Origin of the sequence: Anaeromyxobacter soli, from assembly GCF_022808855.1 — a bacterium.
GTDB lineage: Bacteria > Myxococcota > Myxococcia > Myxococcales > Anaeromyxobacteraceae > Anaeromyxobacter > Anaeromyxobacter soli.
Map to the genome: position 1 here is coordinate 23,507 of NZ_JAKZLF010000037.1, position 24,678 is coordinate 48,184.

Below are 24,678 nucleotides of genomic sequence, written 5' to 3' on the forward strand. Positions count from 1 at the left end.
GCGCCCCCGTCCGGGGGCGGCGCGCCGTCGGGTCCCGCCATCGCGCCCGGCGAGCAGCCGCCGGCGCCGACCGAGCCCCCGCCGCCACCGGGTCTCGCCCCGGGGGACATCGGCCCCGGCGGCGGCCCGATCGACGGCGTCCCGACGACGCCGGTGCCACCCCCCGACGCCGGCACACCTGCCGCGCCTCCCCCCACGCCCCCGCCGCCCATCGCGAGCCCGTGCGAGCTCTCGGTCGGGCTCGACGGCGGCCCCGCGCTCGAGGCGACGGCGGCGCGACACCCCACGCCTGCGTGGGAGCACCGTCCCGCCGCAGGCATGCGGCTCCGCTGGGACGGGGTCCTCGACGCGGACGGGAACCTCTACTGGACCGAGCTCGCCGACGACGGCACGGGCGAGGTCGTCTCCGCCACGCGCGCGGGCCGGGTCCGCTGGCGCGCGCCCGCCGCCCATCTGGTTGCGCACGTCGCGCTCGTCGCGGACGGAGTCGTCGCCGTGCTCTCGCAGCCCACGATCGAGCCGCTCGGCGTGCCCGGCACCGCGCTCGAGGCGTTCCGCGCCGCGGACGGGGCGCCGCTCTGGACCCGCGACGTGGTCGCGGACGCGGCGCCGCTCGTGCCGGAGGCGGCGGGCCCGGCGCGCGCGTACGTGGGGGAGACGCACCCCGCGGCGGCGGACGGGGTCCTCTTCCTCTCGCTGACGGCGCTCGGAGCGGACGGCTACCAGTACCCGGGCGTGCTCCGCGTCGACCTCGAGAGCGGGGCGCTCGTGTCGCGGCGCGCGTTCGAGGGGGCGCGCACGATCTGGATGAGCTCGCCCGCGGCGATCGCGCCCGACGGCGCGCTCCTGTTCTCGGCCAGCACGGACGTGGTGGGCGCGACGGTCTACGCCACCGCGCCCGACGGCGGGGACCGCTTCGCCATCGCGCAGCCGAGCGATCACGCGAGCTGGCTCGCGAACGTGTCCGACCGGTTCGCCTTCGTGCAGTCGTTCCCGGACAGCCGCTTCCTCCCCGACGGCGGGCCGGCGTACGTGGACTGGCTCCGCCTCGAGGACGGGGCGCGGGCCGGCCGCGCCACCGGCGTGTCCGGCGAGGTGCTCTCGGCGGGAGGCTTCGCCTACGCGTTCGGCATCGGCACGGTCGCGCGCCTCGACCTCGACGGCTGCGCCGTCGCCTGGCGGCGGACCCTCGCCTCGGAGCCGCCCTCCGATCGCTCGACGCACCCGCACCTCACCACCGCGGTGACCGCGGTGACCGCGGACGGCGGTGTGCTGGTGCTCTCCGAGCTCGACGTCTATGGCGCGACGTCGCTCGACGTGACGCTCGGGACCGCGGCGCTCGTCGCCCTCGGCCCGGACGGCGTCGAGCGCTGGCGCGCGGAGCTGCCGGTGGATGCGCTCTACGGCGGACCGGGCGCGCTCCACGGCGGCCGCTGGTTCGTCGCCCCGCTCCTGCCCGACCGGTCCACGGCGGTGCTGCGCGCGTTCGACGTGGGGATCGACGGCGCGGAGCGGGGCTGGATCGCGCCCGAGGGCGGGTTCGCCCGCGCGCGGCGCGCGAGGTAGGCGAGGGAGTCGCGCGGATCGCGGATCAGGATCGGTCGCTCAGGCGATTCCGCCCGCGGGGTGGACGATGTGGATCCCGTCCTCCTGCCGCTGCATGTGCGGGCGGCTGATCCAGCGGCAGCGGCCGCAGAAGCTCCGCGCCTCGCCGTCCGTCACGCGCACGTCGAGGTCTCCGCCGCACAGCAGGCAGCCGTTCGGCAGGCGAAGGTCCTTCGAGTCGGTCGTGGGCGCCTGTGGCTCGTGCCTCATGCCACGACCGTAAGACCTGATCGTGGCTTGGCAAGTCGGGCGCACCGCTTGGCCCGCCCCGTCGGGAGCGTTGGGGACGAGGGGACGCTCGCCGGCGCACCTCGGGCGCAGCGCGCGGGCCGTCTCGCTCAGGCGACGGCGCGCCCCACGGCGCCGGCGATCACGCGCACCTGCCGCATGAGCTCGTCGAACTCGCGCGGCGTGAGGGACTGCTGCCCGTCGGAGAGGGCCTTCTCCGGCCGCGGGTGCACCTCGATGATGAGGCCGTCCGCGCCCGCCGCGACGCCGGCGCGCGCCATCGCCGCGACGTGGGCGCGGAGGCCGATGCCGTGCGAGGGGTCCACCACGACCGGCAGGTGCGTGAGGGCCTTCAGCACCGGCACCGCGTTCAGGTCGAGCGTGTTGCGGGTCATGGTCTCGAACGTGCGGATCCCGCGCTCGCAGAGCGCCACCTGGTAGTTGCCGCGCGAGACCACGTACTCGGCCGCCATCAGCCACTCCTTGATCGTGGCGGACGGCCCGCGCTTCAGGAGCACGGGCTTCCCGAGCGTGCCGAGCTGCTTCAGGAGCGAGAAGTTCTGCATGTTGCGCGCGCCGATCTGGAGGACGTCGGCGTACTCCGCCACCATCGGCAGCGTCTCGACGTCCATCACCTCGGTCACGACCTTGAGGCCCGTCTCCTCGCGGGCGAGCGCGAGCAGCTTCAGGCCCTCCTCGGCGAGCCCCTGGAACTCGTAGGGGCTCGTTCGCGGCTTGTAGGCGCCGCCCCGGAGGAAGCGCGCGCCGGCCGCGCGCACCGCGTGCGCCGCCTCGAGCAGCTGATCCTTCGACTCGACCGAGCACGGCCCCGCCATGATGGCGAGCGCGTTCCCGCCGAGCGGGACGCCGCCGACGTCGATGACCGTGTCCTCCTCCTTCACCTCGCGCGACACGAGCTTGAAGGGCTGCGAGACGCGCAGCGCCTCCTGCACGCCGGGGAGCGTCTCGAAGAGCTCCGGCTCGAGGCCCCCCTTGTTGCCGGTGATGCCGATGGCGACTCGCTGGGCGCCCGGGATGGGGTGGGCGGAGAGCCCGAGGGAGCGGACTCGCTCCACGACGGCGGCGACCTCGCCCTCGCTGGCGTGCGGCTTCATGACCACGAGCATCGGAACCTCCGGCAGGGAATTCCGAGTCTTAGCGCGTGGGAGCGACCCACTCAAGGACGGGCGCGCCGCCCGGACCCCGCGCGGCCGGTGAGGCGGGCGGCCTCGGTCCTCCCCCGTACGGACCCGCTCGTCAGGTGCGCCCCCCTGCCGCCGTCCGTGCGGCGTATTAGACTGACCTTCGGGAGGCGCTCCGTATGAAGCTCCTTCGGATGATCCGGCGGGCGGCGCGGCAGGTGGACGAGATCGCGGCGGCGCTCGAGCTGCCCGGGACGGCGGACCGGATCGAGAAGCGCACGGACTTCGCGCACTGCCCGCGCCCGGTGCTCCTGCTGCACGGCTTCTTCGCCTCGCGCCGGACCTTCGACATCCTCGAGCGGCGCCTGCGGCGCGACGGCTACGGCGTCTTCTCCCTCCGCCTCGGCGGCCTCGGCGGCGCCTTCAACACCCGCGGCATCGACGACGTCGCGGACCTCGTGCGTGCGAAGGTCGAGCGCATCTACGCCCGGAACCCGGGCATGGGGCCGCTCACGATCGTCGGCCACTCGAAGGGCGGCCTCGTCGCCGCGTACTACGTGAAGCGGCTCGGCGGCTGGCGGCGCACGCGCGCGGTCGTGACGCTCGGCACCCCGCACCACGGCACGCCCCTCGCCTACCTCGGCCTGCCGCTCGGCGGGGTCTCGCGCTCCGTCTGGCAGATGCTGCCCGGGAGCGCGTTCCTCGAGCGGCTCCACGACGGCCCGTGGCCGGCGCAGGTGCGCCTCGCGTCCATCTGGTCGCGCCGCGACGGCTGGGCCCCGTTCCCGAGCGGCGTGATCGAGACGCACGGGCTCCCGCACCTCGTGAACGTCGAGGTGAAGGGCGATCACCGGACGTTCGTGACGGGGAAGCGCGTCTACGAGGTGCTCCTCCGCGAGATCCGCGCCGGCGAGAGCGAGGCTCCGGTGGTGCGCGGCCCGCTCACCGCGATGCGGGGCGGCCGCGCGGAGCGCGCCGCGAACGGCGCCCGCAAGGAGCCGGGCACCGACGCCGCCTGAGCTCGGCGGGGGGCCGCGCCCGCCCGCAGACGAATCACCTTCGCCCGCTCCGCGCCGCCGCGTGCGACGCGCCGCGGCCGGCTCGCGCTACACTCGGGCACGTGCGAGACCGCCGCTTCGACTTCCTCTACGAGCGCGAGAAGCAGCCGGTGAAGGCGTACGTCCTCGAGCGCTTCGCGGGCGAGCTCGCGCGCGAGCTCGAGGCGTGGCCGCCGCCGTTCCTGGACTGGGTGTCCGAGGAGCTGCGCGCGCGCTGGTCGGCCGGCGCGGCGGAGCGGCCGCGCGACGACGTGCTGCGCTTCGCGCTCGAGCTCGCGCGCCTCGACCTCCTCCGCGACTTCGAGGGCGTCGAGCGGCGCCTCGCCGAGGACGCTCACCGGCTGCAGACTCCCGCCGAGGGGGCGGCCCTCCACCTGCTCGTCCGCCTGGTGACCGAGAAGTGCCTGGGCCTGAAGGAGCACGCCGACCGCGTGCGCATCGGCCGCGAGGACCTCGTCGCGATGATCGACGACGTCGAGCGCCGCCTGTTCCGCGTGACGCTGGGCTGATCCCGGCCGCGGAAGGGGGCGGCCGGCCGGGTTGCCCGAGCGGGCGGCGACGTCAGGATCGGCGCGCGGGGGGCGTCGGGCCCCGGCGACCGGAGAAGACGATCCAGAAGAGCGCGATGACGATCGCCGCGGCGGCGACGATCCAGACCCAGCCGAACCCGGCGCTCGTGGCGGCGGCCGGATCGGCGGCCTGGGCGAGCACGAGGACGGGCGCGAGGAACGCGACGACGGCGGCCAGGACTGCGGACGGACGGGCGAGCGATGGCATGTTCCCTCCTCCCGCGGCCCGAGAGGACGCGGCACGGGCGAACGATGCGCATCGGGGGAGCGCCCGGCACGCGGGGCGCCGGGCGGCGCCGGACGGAGGGCGGAGCCCGCCGCGCTACTTCTTCGGCACCTTCTCCCAGTCGGCGAGGAACTTCTTGAGGCCGCTGTCGGTGAGGGGGTGCTTCGCGAGCTGCTCGATGACGGAGTAGGGGATCGTCGCGACGTCCGCGCCGAGCCGCGCCGCCTCGAGCACGTGCACCGGGTGGCGCACCGAGGCGACGAGCACCTTCGTGTCGAAGTCGTAGTTCCGGTAGATCTGCAGGATGTCGGCGATGAGCGCCATGCCGTCCTGCGAGATGTCGTCCAGGCGGCCGACGAAGGGCGACACGTAGGTCGCGCCCGCCTTGGCGGCGAGGAGCGCCTGCACCGCCGAGAAGCAGAGCGTGACGTTCGTCTTCACGCCCTCGTCGGAGAGCACCTTCACCGCGCGGAGCCCCTCGACGATGAGCGGGATCTTGATGACCACCTGGTCGCCGTACTTGGCGTAGGCGCGCGCCTCGCGGAGCATGCCCTCGGCGTCGGTGGCGGTGACCTCGGCCGAGATGGGACCGGGGGCGAGCGCCACGATCTCCTTCAGGACCTCGTCGAACGCCCGGCCGGTCTTGGCGACGAGCGAGGGGTTGGTCGTCACGCCGTCGCACAGGCCGAGGGCGAGGGCCTTCTTGATCTCGCCGACGTCGGCGGAGTCGATGAAGAACTGCATCGTGGGCTACCTCCGGAGGGGCGTCCCATAGCGCACCGGCCCGCGCTGCCGCAAGAGGCGCGAAAGTGCTATATCGCGCGCACCCTCATGGCCAGCCGACCGAAGGCCCGCGTGGTTCGCCTCCCCCGCTCGCGCGCGAAGCGGCCCGCGCACTCCGATCGCTCCCTGCTCGACTATGGCCGTACGGTGCTCGACGCCGAGGCGCGCGCCATCGCCGCGGTGCGCCTCGATGACCGCTTCGCCGAGGCGGTCCGGTGGGTGCTCGGGTGCCGCGGCCGGGTGGTCGTGACCGGGATGGGGAAGCCCGGCTTCGTGGCGCAGAAGATCTCCGCCACGCTCGCCTCCACCGGCACGCCCTCCCACTTCGTCCACCCCGCCGAGGCGGCGCACGGCGACCTCGGCCGGATCACCAAGGACGACGTCGTCATCGCGCTGTCGAACTCCGGCGAGACCGAGGAGATCCTCCGCCTCCTGCCGGCGCTCAAGAAGATCGGCGCGCGGGTCGTCGCCGTGACGCGCGACCGCGTGAACCCGCTCGCGCGCGCCGCCGACCTCGTCCTCGCCATCGGCGACGTCGCCGAGGCCTGCCCGATGGGCCTCGCGCCCACCGCCTCGACCGCCGTGCTGCTCGCGGTCGGCGACGCGCTCGCCATGACCGTGCTCGCGAACCGGCCCTTCGAGAAGGAGGAGTACGCGCTCTTCCACCCCGGCGGGAAGCTCGGCCGCGGGCTCATGAAGGTCCGCGAGCTCATGCGCGGCGCCGAGGCGAACCCGGTCGTGCGCGAGGACCAGCCGCTCTCCGCCGCGGTGGCGCGGATGACCGAGACGCCCGGCCGGCCCGGCGCGACGAGCGTGGTGGACGCGGCGGGCAAGCTGGTCGGCATCTTCACCGACGGCGACCTGCGCCGCCTCGTCGAGCACGGCGAGACCGACTTCACGCGCCCGGTGTCCTCCTCGATGGGCCGCAACCCCCGCACCGTCCGCCCCGACGCGCTCGTGGTGGACGCCGCGCGCGTCCTCCGCCAGGCGCGCATCGACCAGGTCCCGGTGGTCGACGAGGAGGGCCGCCCGGTCGGGCTCCTCGACGTGCAGGACCTCCTCGCCGCGAAGATCCTCTGATGGCGCGCCGCCGCCCCGCCGCCCGCGCGCCCCGCCGCGCGCAGCCTCACGCCGCGCCGCGGAACGCCGCGGCCGGAGAGCGCGCGCTGCGCGCGGCGGTCGTCGAGATCTGCCGCCGGCTCCACGCCCGCGACCTCATCGGCGCGGGCGAGGGCAACGTCTCCGTCCGCCTCGGCCCGGACCGGTTCCTCGTCACGCCCTCCGGCGCCAACAAGGGCTACCTCGCCCCCGGCGATCTCGTGGTGGTGGACGGGCGCGGCGCGGTGGTGACGGGGGGCGGGCGCGCCTCGACCGAGCTCCGCATGCACCTCGCCGCCTACGCCGCGCGCGAGGACGTCGCCGCGGTCGTGCACGCGCACCCCGTCACCGCGGTCGCGCTCACGGTGGCCGGGATCCCGCCGCCGAACGACCTCGTGCCGGAGGCGGCGGTCACGCTCGGCGAGATCGCCGTCGCGCCGTTCGCCACCCCCGGGACCGACGAGGTGCCCGCCTCGCTCGCGCCCCTGTGGCCGCGCCACGACGTGGTGCTCCTCGAGCGCCACGGCGCGCTCGCCCTCGGGCGCACGCTCGACGAGGCCTTCGACCGGATGGAGACGCTCGAGCGCGTGGCGCGCGTGGCGCTCGTGGCGCGGCTCGCCGGGCGGTGCGAGCCGCTCCCCGCCGAGGCGATCGCGAAGGTGCTCGCCGCGGCCGGCCGGCCACCGCGCTAGGGCGAGCGGACCTCGAGCGCCCCGAGCTGCCGGTCCTGCACCCGGGCCAGGGCGAGCTGGGCGGCCAGCGCGCCGAGGAGCGCCATGAACATGTCCCACTGCGTGTCCCACGGGTCCCCCTGCGTCCCGAGGAACGCGTCGGCGGACTGGCCGAGCGAGAGCGCAGCGCCCCACTCCACGAGCTCGTACAGCGCGGAGACGGCGAGCGCGACGGCCGTGACGAGCACGCACAGCCAGCGCCCGCGCCGGAGCGGCGAGGTGCGGAGCAGCACCTCGCGCGCGACGAGCGCCGGGACGAAGCCCTGCGCGAGGTGGCCGAGCCGGTCGTAGGGGTTGCGCGCGAGCCCGAGCGCGTCCTGCGCCCAGAAGCCGAGCGGCACCTCGGCGTAGGTGTAGTGCCCGCCGACGCAGAGAATGGCGGCGTGGACCGCGAGCAGCGCGTACAGGAGCGGCGTGAGCGGGAACGCGCGGCGCGTGGCGACGAGCACCGGGAGCGCTGCGAGGACCGGCGCGACCTCCATGAGCCAGGTGAGCCGGTCCTTGGGGCCGATCCCTGAGACGGCGAGCGCGAGGAGCGCCACCGCGAGCGCGGCCGGGCCCGCGCGCCCCGCCGGACGAAGGAGGGTTTCCGGGACGGCGGCGTCCGGCGGGTTGGGCGCGGCGGTCGGTGGCATGGCCGCATCGTCCCGTGCAGCGAACGCTCCGTCAATCTGCACCGGATCCGGAGCCCCCGGCTCCCACGCGCGGAGGCGTCCCGACCCATGCAACGACCGAAGCGAGAGCTCGAGTGCGGCGAGCTGCTGCACGGCCACCCCTGCCCGCCGCTCGCGCTCGGTCTGCGGGCCGGCCACGCCGCGCTCGGCGCGCTCGAGACCCCGCGCGCCGTGGAGCGCGAGCTGTTCGCCATGGTCGAGGTGGGGGGCGATCACTACGGCCAGGGCTTCGCGGACGGTGTACAGGTCGCGACGGGGTGCACGTTCGGCAAGGACCTGATCGTCCGCGTGCCGCACGGCAAGCTCGGCCTCACGCTCGTCGACCAGCGCCGCCGCAGGGCCGTCCGCGTCGCCGTGCGCGGCGAGGTGGACGAGGCCCTCGAGTCGAGCGAGTGGTTCCGCGTCTGCGAGGCCAGGGGACAGCCCTGGGCACCGGTGCCCGACGAGGTGCTGGAGCCGCTCCTCGGCTTCGTGCGCGCGACCGCGGAGGACCGGCTCTTCTCGGTGAGCCCGGTCTTCCCCATGGAGCTCGAGGACGGGACGCCGTCCTTCCGGACGGTGCCCTGCGACGCCTGCGGCGACCGGGTCCTGCTGCCCTACGTGCGGGAGCGCGGCGAGGCGCGGCTCTGCCTCCGTTGCGCGGAGCGGAGGGCCCTCCCGCCCCGCTGAGCCTCGCCGGAGTCGCTCCCGGTCAGTCCGCCGTGGCGCGCTTCCAGGCCGGCCGGCCGCGGAGCCTTAGCACGTACGCGTCGGCCGTCGGCATGCCCTCGAGGCCGCAGAGGAACCTCCCGTACGAGAGGATCGCCGCGACGACGACGTCCACGACCGAGAGCTCGTCTCCGAGGAGGAAGTCGCGGCCCGAGAGCGCGGCGTCCACCGCCTTCGCGGCGGCGTGGAACCGGGCCGCGCTCCGCTCGACGCACGCGCGGTCCCGCTCCGGCTCGGCCTTCTTCAGCTCCGCGGCGAGCGGCGCGAGCGGCGGCTCGAGCTCGGACAGCGCGAAGCACAGCCACTGGTAGGCGAGCGCGCGTCCCGGGGAGCCGGGCGGCGGCAGGAGCCTCCCCTCGCCGTAGCGCTCCGCGAGCCAGAAGCAGATCGCGCCGGACTCGAAGATGCGGACCTCGCCGTCCTCCAGCACCGGCACGTGGCCGAGCGGATGGCGGGCGAGGTGCTCGGGGGTGCGCGTCTCGGCCTTCGCCGGATCGAGCCGGACGAGCTCGTAGGGGATGCCGAGCTCCTCGAGGACGATGCGGGGGCGCGAGGCGCGGGTGCGGGGAGCGTAATAGAGCTTGGGCATGGCCGTCCGTTGTAGCCGCGCGGCCGCGGCCGCGCGAGGCTCATCGGCTCATGCGGGCCGACTGGGCGGCCGCGATGCGCCGCTCCACCTCGCCGGTCGCCATCATGAGACCATCCGTGTAGGGACCGTTCGGCTGCACCTCGCCCACCCGCTTCCACAGGGCGCGCGCTCGCTCGAGCTGACCGATGTTCCCGTTCGCCGTCTCCGCGAGGGCCAGGCCGAGGAAGTACATGGCGTCGGGCTGGTCGGGGATCCGCGCGAGCACCTCCTCGTGGTCGGCGATGGCCCCGGGCGCGTCCCCCGCGAGGAGCTTCGCGTTCGCGCGCTGGATGCGCGCCCCGATGGACGGCTCGAGCGCCGCGCGGTAGCAGAACGCCGCGCCCGCCCCGTCCTTGCGCCGCGCGCGTGCCTCTGCCGCGCGCACGAGCGGCTCGAAGCCGCGCTTCTCGGAGCGCGTGCACTCCTGCTTCACCGCGGGGCTGGGCTCCCTGGCGCGCACGGCCGCCGGGAGCGCCAGGTAGTCCTTCCAGGCCGGCTCCGCGACCGCGATCGCCTGGTCGTACCAGCCGATCGCGTCCGCGTAGCGGCGCTCCTGGTAGTAGAGGTCTCCGAGCGCGCGCAGGATCTCGAGCGGCTTCGGCGCGGTCGCGAGCTGCCCCTTCATCGCCTCGACCTGGGCGAGGAGCTGCGAGGACGACGGGAGCCCCTGCGGCTCACCGGCCCCGGGCGCCGGCGCGGCAGGCGCGCCCGCCGGCGGCGGCGCGGCGGGCGAGGGCGGGGGCGCGTCGGCGCGCTGGGCCGGGACGCCGCCCGTCGGGCGGGGCGGATCGGCCGGCGCGGCGACGATGGTGCGCGGCTCGCGCTCGCAGGCGGCGAGCGCAAAGGCGAGGGCGACGGGGAGGAGCGCGCGGGGGATCATCGGTGGGGCTCGAGGCGAGGCGGAGCCGGAGCGGCTCCGCCGGCACATTCACATGGGGTAAACTCCGATCGGCACCACGTCGCCCGGCGGCGCGGCCGCGAGGAGCCGGGCGACGGTCTGGCCGGTGCCGGGCACGACCTGGTCCGGGCAGAGCTCGGCGAGGGGCGCGAGCACGAAGCGGCGCGTGATGAGCCCCGGGTGTGGCACCAGGAGCTCGGGCGTGCGGATCACCTGGTCGCCCAGGAGCAGGAGGTCGAGATCGAGCGTGCGGGCCGCCCAGCGGACGCCGGTGCGGCGCCGGCCGCAGGTGCGCTCGACCCGCTGGAGCGCCTCGAGGAGCGCGGGCGCGGGCAGCTCCGCCTCGAGCTCCAGCACCGCGTTGAGGTAGCGGGGCTGCGGCGGCCCGACCGGCGCGGTGTCGAACACGCGCGAGCCGCGCAGCACCGCGACTCGCGGCTCGGTCCGGAGCGCCCGCGCGGCGTGCGCGAGGTGCCCCCAGCGGTCGCCGAGGTTCGTGCCGACGGCCACGTAGGCGCGCATGCGCCTGCCCTAACACGCCGCCTGGGCTCAGACCACGGGATTGCGGAGCACCCCGATCCCGGCGATGTCCACCTCGACCCAGTCCCCGCGCCGGATGGGCCCCACGCCCTCGGGGGTGCCGGTGGCGACGACGTCGCCCGGCAGGAGCGTCATCACCTGGGAGATGAACGCGAGGAGCGCGAACGGGTCGACGGTCATGTCCCGCGTCGAGCCGCGCTGCCGCTCGGCGCCGTTGACCCGGCAGACGACGGGGAGATCGAGCGGGTCGAGCGACGTCTCGACGAACGGTCCGATCGGGCAGAAGGTGTCGAAGCCCTTCGCGCGGGTGAACTGCTTCTCCTCCCGCTGGATGTCACGCGCCGTGACGTCGTTCAGGCAGCTGTACCCGAACACGGCGCCGCGCGCCTCGGCGGCCGTGGCGCGCGAGAGCGGCCGCGCGACCACGACGGCGAGCTCCGCCTCGTGGTGCACCTCGCTCGACTGCTCCGGGCAGCGGATCGCCTCCTGCGGACCGACGACCGAGGTCGGGGGCTTCAGGAAGAGGAGCGGCTGCGCGGGGAGCTCGTTGCCGAGCTCGCGCGCGTGGGCGCGGTAGTTCCGCCCGACGCAGACGATCTTGGACGGCTCCACGGGCGCGAGCAGGGTCACCTCGGCGAGCGGGAGCGCCCGCCCCTCGGGGAGCCCGCCCGCCCACGGCGCGGCGTTCAGCGGCCGGACCTCGCCGCCCTCGACGACGCCGTAGCGATCCTGCCCCCGGTGCCGGAAGCGGCAGATCCTCACCTCGAGCTCCGCAGCTCGAGCACGTCGGCCATGTCGTAGAGACCGGCCGGCCGCCCCGCGACCCAGTGCGCCGCCCGCACCGCGCCCCGCGCGAACTGCTCGCGGCTCGTCGCCCGGTGGGTGAGCTCGAGGCGCTCGCCCTCGCCGCAGAAGAACACCGTGTGCTCGCCGACGACGTCGCCGCCGCGCAAGGTCTGGATGCCGATCTGCCAGGGCGGGCGCTCGCCGAGGATGCCGTGGCGTGTGTACGCGAGCGCGTCGGCCGGATCGCGATCGAGCGCCCGCGCGGCGACCTCGCCGAGCGCGACCGCCGTCCCGGAGGGCGCGTCGCGCTTCCGCTTGTGGTGGATCTCGACGATCTCGACGTCGTAGGCGTCGCCCAGCGTCTTCGCGGCCTGGCGCACGAGCTCGAACAGCACGTTCACGCCCACGCTCATGTTGGGCGAGAGGACGATCGGGACCTTCCGCGCCGCGGCCGCGACACGCGCCTTCGCCTCCGGGGTGAAGCCGGTCGAGCCGATGACGAGCGCGACGCCCTTCTCCGCGCAGACCTCGGCGTTGCGCGCCGACGCCTCGTGGCTCGTGAAGTCGATCACCACGTCCGCGCCGGCGATCGCCGCGGCGAGATCCTCGGCGACCGCGACCCCGAGCGGCGGGAGCCCCGCGAGCGTACCGGCGTCCTGGCCGGCATGCCCGGGCCGCTCCACCGCGCCGGAGAGCTTCAGCCCCTCGTCGCCGGCCACGAGGCGGACGATCTGCGTCCCCATCCGCCCGGCGGCGCCGGTCACGACCACTCTCACCATCACCCTTCCTCCGGCCCGCGAGGGCCTCACGCGAGCTTCAGCCCGAACCGCGTCATCGCCTCGCGCACCCTGGCGAGGCTCGCCTCGGAGATGGGCGCGAGCGGGAGCCTGAGCTCGGGGCTCGCCCGGCCGAGGAGCGCCACCCCCGCCTTCACGGGCCCGGGGCTCGTCTCGACGAACAGCGCCCGGTTGAGGTCGGCCATCCGGACCTGCAGGTCGAGCGCGCGGCCGAAGTCGCCGGCCCGCGCCGCGACCACGAGGTCCTTCATCGCGCGCGGCGCGATGTTGGAGATGACCGAGATGACGCCGTGGCCCCCGCAGGCGATGTAGGGCAGCACGGTGAAGTCGTCGCCGGAGAGGAAGGCGATCGCGTCCTTGCCGATCCGCTCCACGAGCTGGACCTGCCGGTCCATGCTCGCGGTCGCCTCCTTGATGCCGACGATGGCGCCCGCCTTCGCGAGGCGCGCCACGGTCTCGGGTCCCATGTCGACGGAGGTCCGGCCCGGCACGTTGTAGGCGATGACCGGGAAGCGGGTCGCCTCCCAGATCGCCTGGTAGTGCCGGTACAGCCCCTCCGGCGTCGGCTTGTTGTAGTAGGGCGTGACGACGAGGGCGGCGTCCGCGCCGAGCGCCTTCGCGGCCTTGACGCCCTCGATCGCCTCGTGGGTCGCGTTCGAGCCGGCCCCGGCGATGACGAGGGCCCGGCCGCGGACGACCTCCACGACCGCGCGGACGACCTCGGCGCGCTCGGCGGGGGTGAGCGTGGCCCCCTCGCCGGTGGTGCCGCAGGGCACGATGCCGTCCGTGCCCTCCGCGATCTGCCACTCGGTCAGCTCGCGCAGGGCGCGGAGATCGACCGCGCCGTCCTTCATCGGGGTGACGATGGCCACCATCGAGCCTTCGAGACGCGGCATGCGGCTTTGACCTCGGCGAGGAGAGAGAGGCGAAAAATGTATCCGATCCGGTCAGAGGCGGAAACCGGCGCGGTGGCGCCGGCCTCACGCGGCGGGGCGACCGCTCATACCCGCTCGGGCGCGGGCGCCGGCTCCTCGCCGCGGACGAGGTCCGCGTAGGTCTCGCGGCGGCGGGCCAGGAACGCCCGATCTCCCTCCACGAGCACCTCGGCGGCCCGCGGCCGCGCGTTGTAGTTCGACGACATCGCGAACCCGTAGGCGCCTGCGGAGCGGACGGCGAGGAGGTCGCCCGGCACGGGCTCGGGCATGCGGCGCTTGCGGGCGAGGAAGTCCGACGACTCGCAGATCGGCCCCACCACGTCGGCCACGATCTCGCGCTCGCCCTCGCGGGGGCGGCCGACGGGCTCGAGGTCGTGGTGCGCCTCGTAGAAGGCCGGGCGCACGAGGTCGTTCATGGCGGCGTCCACCACCACGAACGTCTTGCGGCCGCTCCGCTTCACGTGGAGCACGCGGGTGACGAGCACGCCGGCGTTGCCGACGAGCACGCGGCCCGGCTCGAGCAGCACCTCGCCCTTCCAGCGGGCGAGCGCCTTGCGGATGGCGGCCCCGTACTCGTCGGGGTGCGGCGGGTCCTCGTCCTTGTAGCGGATGCCGAGCCCGCCCCCCACGTCGAGGTGCGCGAGGGGGATCCCCTGCTTCTCGAGCTCGCGCGCGAGCGCGAGGACGCGGTCGATCGCGTCGAGGAACGGCTTCACGCTCGTGATCTGCGAGCCGATGTGGGAGGCGACGCCCACCACGTGGAGCGCCTCGTCCTTCGCGGCGAGCGGGTAGAGCCGCCGCGCCTCCTCGACCGAGACGCCGAACTTGTTCTCGCGGAGCCCGGTCGAGATGTACGGGTGCGTCTTGGGATCGACGTCCGGGTTCACGCGGAGCGCGATGGGCGCGCGGACGCCCATGCGCCGCGCCACGATCGAGACGCGCGCGAGCTCGCCCGCGCTCTCCACGTTGAGCACGCGCACGCCGGACTCGAGCGCGAAGGCGATCTCGTCGTCGCGCTTGCCGACGCCGCTGAACACCACCTTGCGCGGGTCGCCGCCCGCCTTGAGGACGCGGTACAGCTCGCCGGCCGACACGATGTCGAACCCGGAGCCGAGCTTCGCGAAGCGCGCGAGCAGCGCGAGGTTCGCGTTCGCCTTCACGGCGTAGCACACGACGTGGCGGATGCCGGCGAGCGAGCGGTGCAGCACCTTCCAGTGCCGTGTGAGCGTCGCCGTCGAGTAGACGTACAGCGGCGTGCCGTAGCGCTCCGCGAGCCGCTCGAGCGGGATCGCCTCCGCGTGCAGGACGCCCTTCTTGCGCTGGAAGTGGTTCATGGGCAGGGCTGCGCGCCGGGCGCGCCGTCGGTCGAGGTCGGGGCCGAGGTCGGGGTCGGGGGCGAGGTCGGGTCCGGCGCCGAGGCGGGGGACGTCGCCGGGGTCGGGGGCGGCGGGGTCTGCTCGCGCTCGACCCCGGGCGGCCGCGGAGGCGCCTTCACGCCGCAGCCGGCCAGGAAGGCGGCGACGCCGAGCGCGCCGAGGCGGCTCACCGCGGCTCCTTCGCGAGCACCTTCTCCCAGCGGGCGAGCTGGCGCGCCACCTGCTTCGGCCCGGGGGCGCCGGGGAGCTCCCGGCGGGCGAGGCTCCTCCGCGCGTCGAAGCAGCGGAGCACGTCCTTCTCGAACGCGGGGTGGAAGCGGCGCCACTCCTCGGCGGTGAGCTTCGCGAGCGGGCGGCGCTCGGCGGAGGAGAACGCCGCCGCCTTGCCGACCGCCTCGTGCGCCTCGCGGAACGGCACGCCGCGCTCGACCAGGTACTCGGCCGCGTCGGTCGCGAGCGCCTCGCCGGAGCCGAGCGCCTCCTCCATCCGGTCGGCGTGGAACGTGGCCGTCTCGATCGCGCCCGCGACCGCGTCCGCGGTGAGGACGAGCGCCTCGGGGCCGCCGATGAGGGGACGCTTGTCCTCCTGCATGTCCCGGTTGTACGAGAGCGGCAGGCTCTTCACGATGGCGAGCAGCGCGACGAGGTCGCCGATCGCGCGCCCTGCCCGGCCGCGCGCGAGCTCGCCCACGTCGGGGTTCTTCTTCTGCGGCATGAGCGACGAGCCGGTCGCGAAGGCGTCGGCGAGCGACATGAAGCCGAACTCCTTCGTGGTCCAGAGCACGATCTCCTCGCCGACGCGGGAGAGGTGCACCGCCGCGAGGGCGCAGGCGAAGAGGAGCTCGATGGCGCTGTCGCGGTCCGACACGGCGTCGAGCGAGTTCTGCGTCACGCCGGCGAGGCCGAGCGCCCGCGCGGTGGCCTCGCGGTCGAGCGGCAGCGTCGTGCCGGCGAGCGCGCCCGAGCCGAGCGGCGACACCGCCGCGCGGCGGCGGACGTCGGCGAGCCTGTCGCGATCCCGCGCGAACGCCTCGACGTGGGCGAGGAGGTGGTGCGCGAGGGAGACGGGCTGCGCGCGCTGCAGGTGCGTGTAGCCGGGGAGGATGGTCTTCTCGTGCTCGCGCGCGCGGGTGACGAGCGCGCGCTGGAGCCGCCCGAGCGCGGCGTCGCAGCGGTCGCAGGCGCCGACGATGAAGAGCCGCTCGTCGAGCGCGACCTGATCGTTCCGGCTGCGGCCGGCGTGGAGGTAGCCCGCGTCCGCGCCGACGAGCTCGCCGAGCCGCCGCTCCACGTGGGTGTGCACGTCCTCGAGGGCCGGGTCGAGCCGGATCTTGCCCGCGGCGAACTCCTCGCGGACCTGATCCAGGGCGGCCACGATGCGGCGCGCCGCCGCCTTCGGGACGATCCCCCGCTCGGCGAGCATGGTCACGTGGGCCTGGCTGCCCCGGATGTCCTCGGCGTAGAGCGCGCCGTCGTCCTGGATCGAGACGGAGAGCGCGACGAGGCGCGGATCGGCCTCGCCCGCGAGCGCGGCGCGGGACACGGGCTTCGACTTCGTCTTTGGGCTCATCGGGGTCGGCGACGCTAGCACACCCGCGCTGCCCCAGGAATCCCTGCGATTTCCCCTGGCTCGCACGCAAGAGCGCGGCGAGCATCGCGCCCGGAAACCCGACCCGAGACGACGAGGAGACCTGCGAATGGCGAGCGAGATGATCGTGACCTTCCCCGGGAACAAGAAGGTCGACACCCAGATCGGCAAGCACGTGATCCGCACCGATCAGCCCGCCTCGGGCGGCGGCGAGGACTCCGCCCCCGCGCCCTTCGGGCTGTTCCTCGCGGCCATCGGCACCTGCGCCGGGATCTACGTCCTCGGCTTCTGCCAGAAGCGCGAGCTGCCGACCGACGGCATCCGGATCCGCCAGCGGAACCACTTCGACGAGGAGACCGGGGTGCTCGCGCGGGTCGAGCTCGACATCGAGGTCCCGCCGAGCTTCCCGGAGAAGTACCGCGACGCGCTCGTGCGCGTGGCCGATCAGTGCGCCGTGAAGAAGGCGATCCAGGCCCAGCCGCGGTTCGACGTGCGCACGGTCGTCGCCGGCTGACCGGGAGGCCGCTCGTCACGGCGAGATTCGAGCCCGCTGGACGCAGGCCGTCGCGCGTCCCGTCGGTTAGCGCGAGGGGCGAAGCCCCTCCGGCGGGGAACGGTCGCGAACCCGCGACAGCGGGCGCGACCGTTCACGGGCCCCGCCGAGCAGGGGTGGGGCCCCCGGCGGCGGCGGTCAGTCGCCGGCGGGGGCGGGGGCGCAGCCCCCGTTCAGACACCGCCGGGCGTGCCTGCTTCGCGGGGTCCCCTCTAGAACTTCGCGACGAGACCGAACGCGAGGAGGTGGGCGCGGGAGAGCTCACCCGGCCCGAACGCGCCGAACGGCTCCAGGATGCCGTACTGCCCGTAGGCCTGGAAGCCGGCGCCCGAGGTGTACGTGAGCATGGTGTCCGCCTCGAGCCCGAGCCGGTTCGTGCCGGTGCCCGGCCCCGTCGAGCTCGGGGTCGACTCCGCGGAGATGGCCTGCGAGTAGACGAGCTGCGCGTCGAGCGCGAGGCCCGGGAACATGTCCCAGCGGATCTTCGGCTTCACGTACCAGGCGTCGGTCACCTGCCCGAGGATGCGGCTGAACAGGATGAGGTCGACCTTGTAGGCCGGGTTGAACCGGAAGTTGCGGATGCTCCGGTCGTTCGTGCCGTTGAACTGGGGGCCCTCGAAGGTGCCGTAGCCGGGGAGCGAGCCGTCCGCGTTGAAGCGGCTCGGGATGTTGCCGAAGCCCGGCGCGTCGTCGCCGCTGGCCGCGCCGAACTCGCCGCCGAGGGTGACCTTGTTCGGGATGGCCTTGTACTCGGTGACGAGGCTGCCGCCCCACTGGCGCAGCTCCACCCGCGAGACCGGCTTGACGGTGAGCGTCGGGTCGGTGTCGGAGGCGGGACCGACCGTGAACGCCTGGCCGATGTGGCCGTAGACGCCGACCGCCTCGGCCTCCACGCGCCAGCGCTGCGTGAGCACGCGCACCCAGAGGTCGAGGACGTGGCCGTAGCTGCGGCGCCGGCCCACGGCGAGCGAGGAGGACGGGTCGAGCTCGGCGCCGAAGCCGTCCTGCGCCCAGGCCGGGATCGAGTCCCGCTGCGTCCGGTAGTTGTAGTAGGCGCCGAAGTTGAACGAGGACTCGTTCCGGTCGAGCTTGCGCCGGATCTCGTCGTCGGTGTCGACGCGCGCGGCCTTCACGGCCCAGGTGCGCGCGTCGTCGGAGGAGTCGGCGTCGAACGGCTGGCCGACGCCCGCGCCGAAACGCGGATCCGGGCGCAGCGCGCCCTCCGTCTCGAAGTCGAGGATGGGGACGAGCGTCAGCGCGCCGATGGGCGTCTGCACGGGCGGGAGCGCGAACTGGATGCGGTCGACCGTGTCGCCGTAGTCCTCGTCGACGCCGCCGCCCGCGTTCGTGAGGAGCCCGAGCCCCCACTCGGACGGCATGCGGCCGAAGCTGAGCAGGCCGACCGGCGTCTGCACCTCACCCCACACCCGCTTCGGCAGGATCGGGTCGCGATCGGCGGTCGGGTCGTTCGGGTAGAGCTGGCGGGTGCTGCCGTAGAACTGCGCCGGGAAGGGGCTGTACGGATCGTCGAAGAGCTTGCTCGTCGAGGAGCCGAGCACGTAGTTGTCGAGCACGTCGATCTGCGCGCGCACCCGGACGAGCTCGGAGACGTTCAGCGTCGGCTCGAGGCGGAGCCGCATGTTCGCGGTCGCGATCGTGCCGCGCGTGGGCCGGACGCCGGCGGTGGGGTCGGGGTTGAAGACCGGGACCGGGTACAGGTAGTGGCCCGACGCGTCGGGCGCGCGGCCGAGGGCGAGATCGTCGGAGAGCTGCCCGCGCACGCGGTAGTAGCCGTCGAGCTCGAAGAACTCGAGCTTCGGTCCCTCGGCGACGGTGCCCATGAACTCCGCCGCCGACTGGGCGCCCTGGATCTCGGCGCGGACCTCGTCGCGGAGGTCCTCCTTCAGCCGCTCGACCTCGCGCTGGATCGCGGCCTTGGTCTCGGGCGGCAGGTCCGTCGCGGGCTTTTCGGTGCCCTTCGTCTCCTCCGACTTCTTGTCGTCCTGCGCGCGCGCCGCGCCGGCGAGGAGGAGGAGTGCCGCGAGGGCGGCGAGCAGACGGGACATGCAGGTGACCCCTTGAAAGGAGGGCAGGACGAAACGCGGTGATACAACACGCGTTCCCGCGGTCGGTCAACCCCGATGACGGAGCGCGGCCCGAGGGGCGCGGGGAATGCGCCGCAGGCCTCCAGGAGATCCGAGGCGCAGGAGCCCGGGCCCGGAGAACGCCCCGCGGACGCGCGCCGGGGCGCACGCACCCGAGGGCCTTCGAGTCAGGCGCGCGCCGCGGGCGCGAGGAGCGAGGACGCCCCCCGGCGGCGGGACCGGGAGCGCGCGCCGATCAGCGGTGGTCGCCGCCGCCCTGCTTCAGCTCGACGAGCACCCCCCGGCTGCCCTTCGGGTGGACGAACGCGACCTTCGAGCCGCCCGCGCCGGGACGCGGCTTCTCGTCGAGCAGCGGCGCGCCCTGCGCGCGCAGCGCCGCCATCGCCTGCTCGATGTCGGGCACCTCGAGGCACACGTGGTGCAGCCCCTCCCCGCGCTTCTCGATCGCCTTCGCCATCGGGCTGCTCGGGCCGGAGGGCGAGACGAGCTCGATGCGCCCCGCGCCGTGGCCGAAGATCGCGACCCGCACCTGCTCGGTGGGGACCTCCTCCACCTCGGCGAGCTCGAGGCCGTAGACGTCGCGGTACAGCCGGATCGCGGCGTCGAGGTCGGCGACGAGGATGGCGACGTGGTCGAGCCCGTTCATGAGGCCTCCGTGCGCCTCGCGGCGCCGCGAGCGAGCGGCGCGGCGCCCGGCATGAGCGGCCTTCGGCGCGAGGGAGGTGGGATGATAGCGCATGGCGCCGCCCGCCCGGACGAGGGGCGGGGGCGAGCGGCGTCACTTCCCGGACTTCACCTCGACCCCGAGGACCTTCAGCGCGCCGAGGAGCCCGACGGTGTCGACCTGGGGTCCGGACCCGAGCGCCAGGTGCGTCGCGTCGGCGACGGGCTGGCCGAAGGTGGGGTCCATCGCGATCCACTCGCCCGCGCTCCGCACCTCCACCCAGGCGTGCCAGTAGAGCGCGTCCTGCCCGTCCTCGTAGCGCGCGTAGACGAGCCCGTGCACCGCGCGCGCCGGGATCCCGAGCGCGCGCGCGAGCGCGACGAGGAGCACGCTGTGCTCGGTACAGTCGCCGCGGCCGGCGGCGAGCACGTCGCTCGCGCGGTCGTGGCTCGCGCCGTAAGCCTTCTCGAGCCGGCGGTACACGTCCTCGGAGAGGAGCTGGGCCGCCGCGTACGCGCCTGGCGCGTTCCCGGCGATCTTCTTCGCGAGCGCCGCGATGGCCGGCTCGTCGGAGTCGGCCTGCGGCGACGGGGCGAGATCGTCGGCGCTCGCGCCCTGGGCGGCGCGGGAGAGGGGGGTGTCCTTCTTCGGGTCGGCGGCGAGCGGCGGGCGCACCGCCACGGTGAGCAGCGTCTCCCCGGCGCGGCCGCGCCCGAAGCGCTGGCGCGCGTCGCCCTTCTGGAAGGAGGGCGGCAGCCCGGCGAGGCGGTAGACGATCGTCGCCGGGACGGCGCGCGGCAGCGGGCGCGGCAGCGGGACGCGCGCGAGCGCGAAGAGGTCCACCTGGTCCAGGCTGCGGGCGGCCTCCTCCGGCTCGGGCCGCGCCACGATCGCCTCGCCGAGCCGGATCTCCACCACCCGCCCGTCGTCCGCGACGCGGTACTCGGCCGCGAGCCGGTCGCCCGCCTCCGACTCGGCGACGACCGACACCTCCTCCTGCACGCCGCCGCCGGCGATGGTCTCGCGCCGGAGGAAGACGTCCTGCATCTCCTTCACGCGCAGCTTCTCGAGGTCGAGCTGCTTGCCGCGCACCGTCCCGCGCCGCGCCGCCGCGAGGCGCACGCCGTCCGCGAGCTCCGCGGTCTCGGTGACGCCCTCGACGGTGCGCTCCTGCCGGCCGGCGGGCGTCTCCTCGACGAGCTTGCACACCGCGCGCGCGCAGGTGCCGGACACCGTCCGGTCGCCGCCGTCGCCCGCCCACACCGCGCGGACGGCCACGAGCGGCCCCTGGTGCCGCGCCTCGTAGATGCGCTCCTCCTCCTGGCGGCGCTCCACCGTCTTGCCGCCGACGTTCGCGCGCACGAGCGTCTCGCTGCGCCCGACGAGGACGTCCTTGCCGTCGCGCAGCTCGCGCGCGAGCTGGACCTTCGTGAAGCCGGCCTTCTTGCCCACGAGGTACAGGCCGAACCACTCCGGGCCGGGGGGCCTCGGGACGCTCAGCGCGTCCGGGAGCGCCGCGGCGCCGGCGGCGAGCTCTCCGCGGGGCGGGCGCGGGGGCTTCGCGGCCGCGGCCCGCTGCTCGGGGCAGCCCGCGAGCACGAGGGCGACTGCGGCGGCGCCGGCGGCGAGGAGGTGCGGTCTCATGGTGCGTGTCCTTCCTTCGGAGAGGCGTTCTACCAGAAAGCCGCGGCAATCAACGGGGCTGCGCCCCGCCCCACCGACGGCTGGACGCGGTCGAGGTTTCCGCGCGGCGTGCCGGCTAGCGAGCGGCCGGGAGGATCGCCTCCGGCCGAGGTACCCAGCGCGTCACGAGCCGCGCGAGCTCCTTCTCGTCCTCCTCGCGCACGATGGCGTGCGCGTACCGGCCCTCGCCCGCGGGGGCGAGGCGCGAGAGGATGGCGCTGCCGTAGTGCGCCTCGGCGAGGAACTGCACCTCGAGGTCGGCGAGCCGCCGGGCGCGGAACACCTCGCGCGGCACCACCTCCTGCGCCCAGGTCGGATAGCTCGTGTTCGTCACGTGCATGTTCACGTCGATGTCGCCGTAGCGCACGTGGAACCGCTTCTGGTGCTCCCACTCGCGGAGCTCGGGGAGCCTGCCGGGCTCGAGGGTGAGCACCGGCGCCGAGGGCTCGCGCGGGAAGCGCGCGTCGAGCACGTCGGCGGGCCGCACCGGCCGCCGGGTGGCGAGGTCGAGCACGAACCACTGGGTGGTCGCGCGCGCGACCTCGGCGCCGTCCGCGCGGCGCACGACGAAGTCGCGCAGCGCGGCGAGCCGGTCGATGCCCGCGGGCCAGGTCTCGATCTCGAGCCGGTCGCCGAGGACGATGGGCACCGGGTTCTCGATGCGCTGGCGGGCGAGCACCCAGGTGAGCCCGCGCGGCATGAGCACGTCGAGCCCGACCCCGAGCGCGGCCGCGTGCTGCCCGGCGACCTCCTGCAGGTAGCCGGACAGGGCGGCGATCGCGATGGTCCCGAAGGCGTCCACCTCGTAGGTGTGGACGCCGAAGCGCTGGCGGTGGGTCTGCATGGAGCTACAGGCTAGCGCCGAACCGGACCGAGGTGAGGATCGCGTCGATGCGTCCCGTGTCCTCCGGCTCGGGATCGGCCTTGGAGACCTGCACGTTCACGCACACGCCCTCGCGCCAGAGGAAGAGGTGGGCGTGCTGCTGGCGGATCTTCCGGCCGCGCAGCTCGTCCAGCACGTAGGCGGCGCGCGCCCCTCCGCTCGCGTCGGACAGCGCGAGCTCCCGCAGGTCGGGCGCGCTCTTCCGGATCCGCTCGAGGATGCGCTCGCGGCAGGCGCCGGCGTCGGCGGCCCCGTGCGCGTCGCGCAGGGTCACCGACGCGACGAGGCCGCTCTGCGGATGGCGTCCGAGCACGAGCACGCCCTCCCCGTCCTCGGCGGGCCGCGGCTCGAACATCTCGAAGCCGGGGAGGTCCACCAGCACGGTGAACGCGCGGCCCGGATAGGCGACCGAGAGCGGCTCGGTCTCGGCCTCGGGATCGGGCGTGAAGCGCATCGCGCCGCTCTTGGGGGCGGCGGGGCTCCCGCCGGCGGACGCCGGGACGTGCCGCGCGCCGCGGACGACCTCGAGCACCGCCTCGCGCTGCGGTCCGGGCGCGTTGTCGAGCAGGGTGAAGGCGAGGATCATGTCGCCCACCGCGGCCGCGCCCTGCAGGAGGTGACGCCACTCGCCCTCGCCCGGCTCCCGGGCGGCGAACGCCTTGTCGGTCGCCGCGAACCAGTAGCCGTGCACCCCGCGCTCGCCGCGCAGCTCGTGCAGCGCGATCTCCTGCTCGACGCTCGTGGCGAGCGCCTTGCGGCGGGCGAGCTCGGCGAGGAGCTGCGCGGTGTCGCCCTGCGCGTCCGCGCCGAATGCCTCGGGGCTCGCGGGGGCCTCCTCGGCGGTCGGCGGGGGGTTCCAGAAGGGCGTGAGCAGCACCATGAATCCGCCGCCCGCCTTCGCGTCGCGCGGCTCGAGGCGGACGGTGAGCGCGATCGGCTCCTCGCCCTCCGCCGAGCTCGCCTTCCAGCCGGGCGGGAGCGCGATCTCCAGCTCGCCGTGGCCCGGCACCTCGAAGCGCTGCCGGGACGGGGGCGCCGCGCCGCCGCGCCGGCCGGCGCACGCGCCGAGCAAGAGCGCGACGGCGAGGGCGAGCACGAGCGCGGCGCGTCCGGGCGCGCGGTGGCGAGGCGTGGTCAATTCATCCCTTCCCTGGCCCTTCTAGCGTTTCCCGCTCTCCCATGCGAGCGACGCCCCGGGGAGCCCCGCGCGGCCTGCGGACGCTCGCGCGAGAGAGCCCAGGTGGGCCATCATGCGGCGGTGAAGCGGACCGCCGCCGCCGCGCTGCGCAACCGCGAGGCGATCGCCTCGGCGCTCCGGGGCGTCCTGCCGCCGCGCGGCCTCGTCCTCGAGCTCGGCAGCGGTACGGGCGAGCACGCGGTGTACCTCGCCCGGGCGTTCCCCTCCCTCGAGTGGCAGCCGTCCGATCCGGACCTGGAGGCGCGCGCGAGCATCCGCGCCTGGTCGGCCGAGGCCGGCCTCGCGAACCTGCTCGGGCCGCTCAACTACGACGTCCGGCTCCCGCTCTGGCAGGCGCGCCCTGCGGACGCCGTGCTCTGCGTGAACGTGCTGCACGTCGCCCCGCCGGAGTGCGGCGAGGCGCTCTTCCGCGGCGCGGCGCGCGTCCTGCCGCCGGGGGGACCGCTCGCGGTGTACGGCCCGTTCCGGCGGCGCGGGGCCCCGCTCGAAGGCCGGCTCGCGCGGCTCGACGCGCAGCTCCGCGCGCACGACCCCGCGCTCGGCGTGCGGGAGCTCGAGGCGCTCGAGGCGCTCGCCGCCCGCCACGACCTCGCGCTCGATGCGGTGGTGGCGATGCCGGAGGAGGGCGATCTCCTCGTCGTGTGGCGGCGCGGGTGACGGCGGGGGCTTGCTCGCCTACGGAAACCGCGCGTTGTGCCCCGCGAGCTCCGCGCAGGCCGCCGCGAGCGCGCGGGCATCGAGCCAGCCGCGCTCGAGGAAGTACTCGCCGATCCGGCGCTGCATGCGCCCCTGGCGGCCCACCGCGGTGAGGAGCTGGAGGCGCGTGAGGTAGCCCGTGCGGAGCGCGTACTCGCCGAACCGCTCGCCGGTCGCGCCCTCCGCGCGGCGGCGCGCGAGCACCGCGGCGACCGTGGCGGAGTCGAGGAACCCGAGCTCGACCGCGATCCGGCCGAGCGCCGGACGCTGCGCGCGCTGCCAGGCGATGGCCTCGACGAACGCGGACCAGGGGACGCGCCCCGAGTAGTAGAGGAGCTCGGCGAGCCGCAGGCGGCGGCGCGGGAGCGGCTCGCGGGCGGCGTAGGCGGAGCGCGGCGGCGCGGCGGGAGCGGCCTCGCGCGCGGTGGGGCGAGGCGGAGGGCCGCGCGGCGGCGGGCGAGGGGCGTCTCGAGGCGGTCGAGGCGGCGAGGAGCGCGGGGCCGCGCGCGGGACGGCGGCCCCGGCG

The 24,678-nt window shown here is 75.2% G+C and carries 28 protein-coding genes; 8 read left to right on the plus strand and 20 right to left on the minus strand.

Features of this window, described 5'->3' with window-relative positions; all coding sequences use genetic code 11:
* Nucleotides 1-153: 153 nt before the first annotated feature.
* Entirely contained in the window at nt 154-1,566 is a 1,413-nt protein-coding gene (locus MLV88_RS20100) for an outer membrane protein assembly factor BamB family protein (RefSeq protein WP_243338489.1), read from the plus strand.
* A 39-nt stretch (nt 1,567-1,605) separates the two neighbouring features.
* Here MLV88_RS20100 and MLV88_RS20105 read toward each other — a convergent pair whose 3' ends face one another.
* Together MLV88_RS20105 and aroF are read right to left on the minus strand one after the other, a co-directional pair.
* Nucleotides 1,606-1,815 (minus strand): hypothetical protein, encoded by a 210-nt coding sequence (locus MLV88_RS20105; protein ID WP_242341156.1) that lies wholly within the window; start codon nt 1,813-1,815, stop codon nt 1,606-1,608.
* Between the two features lie 128 nt (nt 1,816-1,943).
* Nucleotides 1,944-2,960, minus strand: a complete 1,017-nt coding sequence (gene aroF, locus MLV88_RS20110; protein WP_242341155.1) for a 3-deoxy-7-phosphoheptulonate synthase — start codon at nt 2,958-2,960, stop codon at nt 1,944-1,946.
* 194 nt (nt 2,961-3,154) lie between these two features.
* Between aroF and MLV88_RS20115 the strand changes: the two genes are divergently transcribed.
* Together MLV88_RS20115 and MLV88_RS20120 are read left to right on the plus strand one after the other, a co-directional pair.
* Nucleotides 3,155-3,994 carry an esterase/lipase family protein gene (locus MLV88_RS20115; protein ID WP_243338491.1) on the plus strand — a complete coding sequence of 280 codons (840 nt, stop codon included), beginning with the start codon at nt 3,155-3,157 and terminating at the stop codon, nt 3,992-3,994.
* A gap of 101 nt (nt 3,995-4,095) precedes the next feature.
* Nucleotides 4,096-4,542, plus strand: coding sequence for a hypothetical protein (locus tag MLV88_RS20120; protein WP_242341153.1), 447 nt, complete (start codon nt 4,096-4,098; stop codon nt 4,540-4,542).
* A gap of 52 nt (nt 4,543-4,594) precedes the next feature.
* Here MLV88_RS20120 and MLV88_RS20125 read toward each other — a convergent pair whose 3' ends face one another.
* A complete protein-coding gene (locus MLV88_RS20125) occupies nt 4,595-4,810 on the minus strand; it encodes a hypothetical protein (RefSeq protein ID WP_242341152.1) in 216 nt (71 codons plus the stop codon).
* Nucleotides 4,811-4,924: 114 nt separating this feature from the next.
* Complete coding sequence (gene fsa, locus MLV88_RS20130) at nt 4,925-5,572, minus strand: fructose-6-phosphate aldolase (RefSeq protein WP_242341151.1); 648 nt, start codon at nt 5,570-5,572, stop codon at nt 4,925-4,927.
* An 87-nt stretch (nt 5,573-5,659) separates the two neighbouring features.
* Here fsa and MLV88_RS20135 point away from each other — a divergent pair, with 87 nt between their 5' ends.
* Together MLV88_RS20135 and MLV88_RS20140 are read left to right on the plus strand one after the other, a co-directional pair.
* The gene (locus tag MLV88_RS20135) at nt 5,660-6,691 is read left to right on the plus strand and encodes a KpsF/GutQ family sugar-phosphate isomerase (RefSeq protein WP_242341150.1); all 1,032 of its coding nucleotides are present in this window, start codon (nt 5,660-5,662) and stop codon (nt 6,689-6,691) included.
* A complete protein-coding gene (locus tag MLV88_RS20140) occupies nt 6,691-7,401 on the plus strand; it encodes a class II aldolase/adducin family protein (RefSeq protein ID WP_242341149.1) in 711 nt (236 codons plus the stop codon). The genes MLV88_RS20135 and MLV88_RS20140 overlap by 1 nt, the downstream gene beginning before the upstream one ends.
* On the opposite strand, the gene MLV88_RS20145 is transcribed toward MLV88_RS20140, so the two are convergent.
* Nucleotides 7,398-8,075 carry a DUF2238 domain-containing protein gene (locus MLV88_RS20145; RefSeq protein WP_243338494.1) on the minus strand — a complete coding sequence of 226 codons (678 nt, stop codon included), beginning with the start codon at nt 8,073-8,075 and terminating at the stop codon, nt 7,398-7,400. The two genes, MLV88_RS20140 and MLV88_RS20145, sit on opposite strands and share 4 nt — an antisense overlap.
* 87 nt (nt 8,076-8,162) lie before the next feature.
* Here MLV88_RS20145 and MLV88_RS20150 point away from each other — a divergent pair, with 87 nt between their 5' ends.
* A complete protein-coding gene (locus MLV88_RS20150) occupies nt 8,163-8,783 on the plus strand; it encodes an FmdE family protein (RefSeq protein WP_242341147.1) in 621 nt (206 codons plus the stop codon).
* Between the two features lie 22 nt (nt 8,784-8,805).
* Here MLV88_RS20150 and MLV88_RS20155 read toward each other — a convergent pair whose 3' ends face one another.
* The 9 genes from MLV88_RS20155 to argH form a co-directional block, all read right to left on the minus strand.
* Nucleotides 8,806-9,411 carry a glutathione S-transferase family protein gene (locus MLV88_RS20155; RefSeq protein ID WP_242341146.1) on the minus strand — a complete coding sequence of 202 codons (606 nt, stop codon included), beginning with the start codon at nt 9,409-9,411 and terminating at the stop codon, nt 8,806-8,808.
* A 40-nt stretch (nt 9,412-9,451) separates the two neighbouring features.
* Entirely contained in the window at nt 9,452-10,330 is an 879-nt protein-coding gene (locus MLV88_RS20160; protein WP_243338495.1) for a tetratricopeptide repeat protein, read from the minus strand.
* A gap of 48 nt (nt 10,331-10,378) precedes the next feature.
* Nucleotides 10,379-10,870, minus strand: a complete 492-nt coding sequence (gene folK, locus MLV88_RS20165; RefSeq protein ID WP_243338496.1) for a 2-amino-4-hydroxy-6-hydroxymethyldihydropteridine diphosphokinase — start codon at nt 10,868-10,870, stop codon at nt 10,379-10,381.
* 27 nt (nt 10,871-10,897) lie between these two features.
* On the minus strand, nt 10,898-11,650 hold the full coding sequence (locus MLV88_RS20170) for a fumarylacetoacetate hydrolase family protein (RefSeq protein ID WP_242340824.1): 753 nt from the start codon (nt 11,648-11,650) through the stop codon (nt 10,898-10,900).
* Nucleotides 11,647-12,453, minus strand: a complete 807-nt coding sequence (dapB, locus tag MLV88_RS20175; RefSeq protein WP_242340823.1) for a 4-hydroxy-tetrahydrodipicolinate reductase — start codon at nt 12,451-12,453, stop codon at nt 11,647-11,649. Before dapB ends, MLV88_RS20170 begins: the two co-directional genes overlap by 4 nt.
* A gap of 26 nt (nt 12,454-12,479) precedes the next feature.
* Nucleotides 12,480-13,367, minus strand: a complete 888-nt coding sequence (gene dapA, locus MLV88_RS20180) for a 4-hydroxy-tetrahydrodipicolinate synthase (protein ID WP_243338497.1) — start codon at nt 13,365-13,367, stop codon at nt 12,480-12,482.
* Between the two features lie 104 nt (nt 13,368-13,471).
* The gene (gene lysA / locus MLV88_RS20185) at nt 13,472-14,740 is read right to left on the minus strand and encodes a diaminopimelate decarboxylase (RefSeq protein ID WP_242356553.1); all 1,269 of its coding nucleotides are present in this window, start codon (nt 14,738-14,740) and stop codon (nt 13,472-13,474) included.
* Nucleotides 14,737-14,952, minus strand: coding sequence for a hypothetical protein (locus MLV88_RS20190; protein WP_243338498.1), 216 nt, complete (start codon nt 14,950-14,952; stop codon nt 14,737-14,739). The genes lysA and MLV88_RS20190 overlap by 4 nt, the downstream gene beginning before the upstream one ends.
* Nucleotides 14,949-16,352 carry an argininosuccinate lyase gene (gene argH, locus MLV88_RS20195; RefSeq protein ID WP_243338499.1) on the minus strand — a complete coding sequence of 468 codons (1,404 nt, stop codon included), beginning with the start codon at nt 16,350-16,352 and terminating at the stop codon, nt 14,949-14,951. Before argH ends, MLV88_RS20190 begins: the two co-directional genes overlap by 4 nt.
* Nucleotides 16,353-16,479: 127 nt before the next feature.
* On the opposite strand from argH, the gene MLV88_RS20200 reads away from it, so the two are divergent.
* A complete protein-coding gene (locus MLV88_RS20200) occupies nt 16,480-16,884 on the plus strand; it encodes an OsmC family protein (RefSeq protein WP_242340818.1) in 405 nt (134 codons plus the stop codon).
* 251 nt (nt 16,885-17,135) lie between these two features.
* Here MLV88_RS20200 and MLV88_RS20205 read toward each other — a convergent pair whose 3' ends face one another.
* The 5 genes from MLV88_RS20205 to MLV88_RS20225 all read right to left on the minus strand — a co-directional run bounded on the left by MLV88_RS20205 (nt 17,136) and on the right by MLV88_RS20225 (nt 23,396).
* The gene (locus MLV88_RS20205; protein WP_243338500.1) at nt 17,136-18,989 is read right to left on the minus strand and encodes a TIGR04551 family protein; all 1,854 of its coding nucleotides are present in this window, start codon (nt 18,987-18,989) and stop codon (nt 17,136-17,138) included.
* 274 nt (nt 18,990-19,263) lie between these two features.
* Nucleotides 19,264-19,674: a methylmalonyl-CoA epimerase gene (gene mce / locus MLV88_RS20210; protein WP_243338501.1), complete on the minus strand. Its 411-nt coding sequence runs from the start codon at nt 19,672-19,674 to the stop codon at nt 19,264-19,266.
* Nucleotides 19,675-19,806: 132 nt separating this feature from the next.
* Nucleotides 19,807-21,336, minus strand: coding sequence for a transglutaminase-like domain-containing protein (locus MLV88_RS20215; protein ID WP_243338502.1), 1,530 nt, complete (start codon nt 21,334-21,336; stop codon nt 19,807-19,809).
* A gap of 115 nt (nt 21,337-21,451) precedes the next feature.
* A complete protein-coding gene (locus tag MLV88_RS20220; protein ID WP_243338503.1) occupies nt 21,452-22,219 on the minus strand; it encodes an acyl-[acyl-carrier-protein] thioesterase in 768 nt (255 codons plus the stop codon).
* Between the two features lie 4 nt (nt 22,220-22,223).
* Nucleotides 22,224-23,396 carry a hypothetical protein gene (locus MLV88_RS20225; protein WP_243338505.1) on the minus strand — a complete coding sequence of 391 codons (1,173 nt, stop codon included), beginning with the start codon at nt 23,394-23,396 and terminating at the stop codon, nt 22,224-22,226.
* Nucleotides 23,397-23,498: 102 nt separating this feature from the next.
* On the opposite strand from MLV88_RS20225, the gene MLV88_RS20230 reads away from it, so the two are divergent.
* Nucleotides 23,499-24,113: a DUF938 domain-containing protein gene (locus MLV88_RS20230; protein ID WP_243338507.1), complete on the plus strand. Its 615-nt coding sequence runs from the start codon at nt 23,499-23,501 to the stop codon at nt 24,111-24,113.
* Nucleotides 24,114-24,131: 18 nt separating this feature from the next.
* On the opposite strand, the gene MLV88_RS20235 is transcribed toward MLV88_RS20230, so the two are convergent.
* On the minus strand, nt 24,132-24,678 hold a 547-nt coding region (locus tag MLV88_RS20235; protein WP_243338509.1), incomplete at its 5' end, for a molecular chaperone DnaJ.

Bases quoted from the DNA above. Each gene is read 5' to 3' on its own strand.
- dapB (WP_242340823.1), bottom strand. From the start codon at position 12,453: ATGGTGAGAGTGGTCGTGACCGGCGCCGCCGGGCGGATGGGGACGCAG.
- MLV88_RS20125 (WP_242341152.1), bottom strand. From the start codon at position 4,810: ATGCCATCGCTCGCCCGTCCGTCCGCAGTCCTGGCCGCCGTCGTCGCG.
- MLV88_RS20105 (WP_242341156.1), bottom strand. From the start codon at position 1,815: ATGAGGCACGAGCCACAGGCGCCCACGACCGACTCGAAGGACCTTCGC.
- MLV88_RS20215 (WP_243338502.1), bottom strand. From the start codon at position 21,336: ATGAGACCGCACCTCCTCGCCGCCGGCGCCGCCGCAGTCGCCCTCGTG.
- MLV88_RS20150 (WP_242341147.1), top strand. From the start codon at position 8,163: ATGCAACGACCGAAGCGAGAGCTCGAGTGCGGCGAGCTGCTGCACGGC.
- MLV88_RS20200 (WP_242340818.1), top strand. From the start codon at position 16,480: ATGGCGAGCGAGATGATCGTGACCTTCCCCGGGAACAAGAAGGTCGAC.
- argH (WP_243338499.1), bottom strand. From the start codon at position 16,352: ATGAGCCCAAAGACGAAGTCGAAGCCCGTGTCCCGCGCCGCGCTCGCG.
- folK (WP_243338496.1), bottom strand. From the start codon at position 10,870: ATGCGCGCCTACGTGGCCGTCGGCACGAACCTCGGCGACCGCTGGGGG.
- mce (WP_243338501.1), bottom strand. From the start codon at position 19,674: ATGAACGGGCTCGACCACGTCGCCATCCTCGTCGCCGACCTCGACGCC.
- MLV88_RS20135 (WP_242341150.1), top strand. From the start codon at position 5,660: ATGGCCAGCCGACCGAAGGCCCGCGTGGTTCGCCTCCCCCGCTCGCGC.
- MLV88_RS20140 (WP_242341149.1), top strand. From the start codon at position 6,691: ATGGCGCGCCGCCGCCCCGCCGCCCGCGCGCCCCGCCGCGCGCAGCCT.
- fsa (WP_242341151.1), bottom strand. From the start codon at position 5,572: ATGCAGTTCTTCATCGACTCCGCCGACGTCGGCGAGATCAAGAAGGCC.
- MLV88_RS20160 (WP_243338495.1), bottom strand. From the start codon at position 10,330: ATGATCCCCCGCGCGCTCCTCCCCGTCGCCCTCGCCTTTGCGCTCGCC.
- MLV88_RS20205 (WP_243338500.1), bottom strand. From the start codon at position 18,989: ATGTCCCGTCTGCTCGCCGCCCTCGCGGCACTCCTCCTCCTCGCCGGC.
- aroF (WP_242341155.1), bottom strand. From the start codon at position 2,960: ATGCTCGTGGTCATGAAGCCGCACGCCAGCGAGGGCGAGGTCGCCGCC.
- MLV88_RS20220 (WP_243338503.1), bottom strand. From the start codon at position 22,219: ATGCAGACCCACCGCCAGCGCTTCGGCGTCCACACCTACGAGGTGGAC.
- lysA (WP_242356553.1), bottom strand. From the start codon at position 14,740: ATGAACCACTTCCAGCGCAAGAAGGGCGTCCTGCACGCGGAGGCGATC.
- MLV88_RS20155 (WP_242341146.1), bottom strand. From the start codon at position 9,411: ATGCCCAAGCTCTATTACGCTCCCCGCACCCGCGCCTCGCGCCCCCGC.
- MLV88_RS20115 (WP_243338491.1), top strand. From the start codon at position 3,155: ATGAAGCTCCTTCGGATGATCCGGCGGGCGGCGCGGCAGGTGGACGAG.
- MLV88_RS20145 (WP_243338494.1), bottom strand. From the start codon at position 8,075: ATGCCACCGACCGCCGCGCCCAACCCGCCGGACGCCGCCGTCCCGGAA.
- dapA (WP_243338497.1), bottom strand. From the start codon at position 13,367: ATGCCGCGTCTCGAAGGCTCGATGGTGGCCATCGTCACCCCGATGAAG.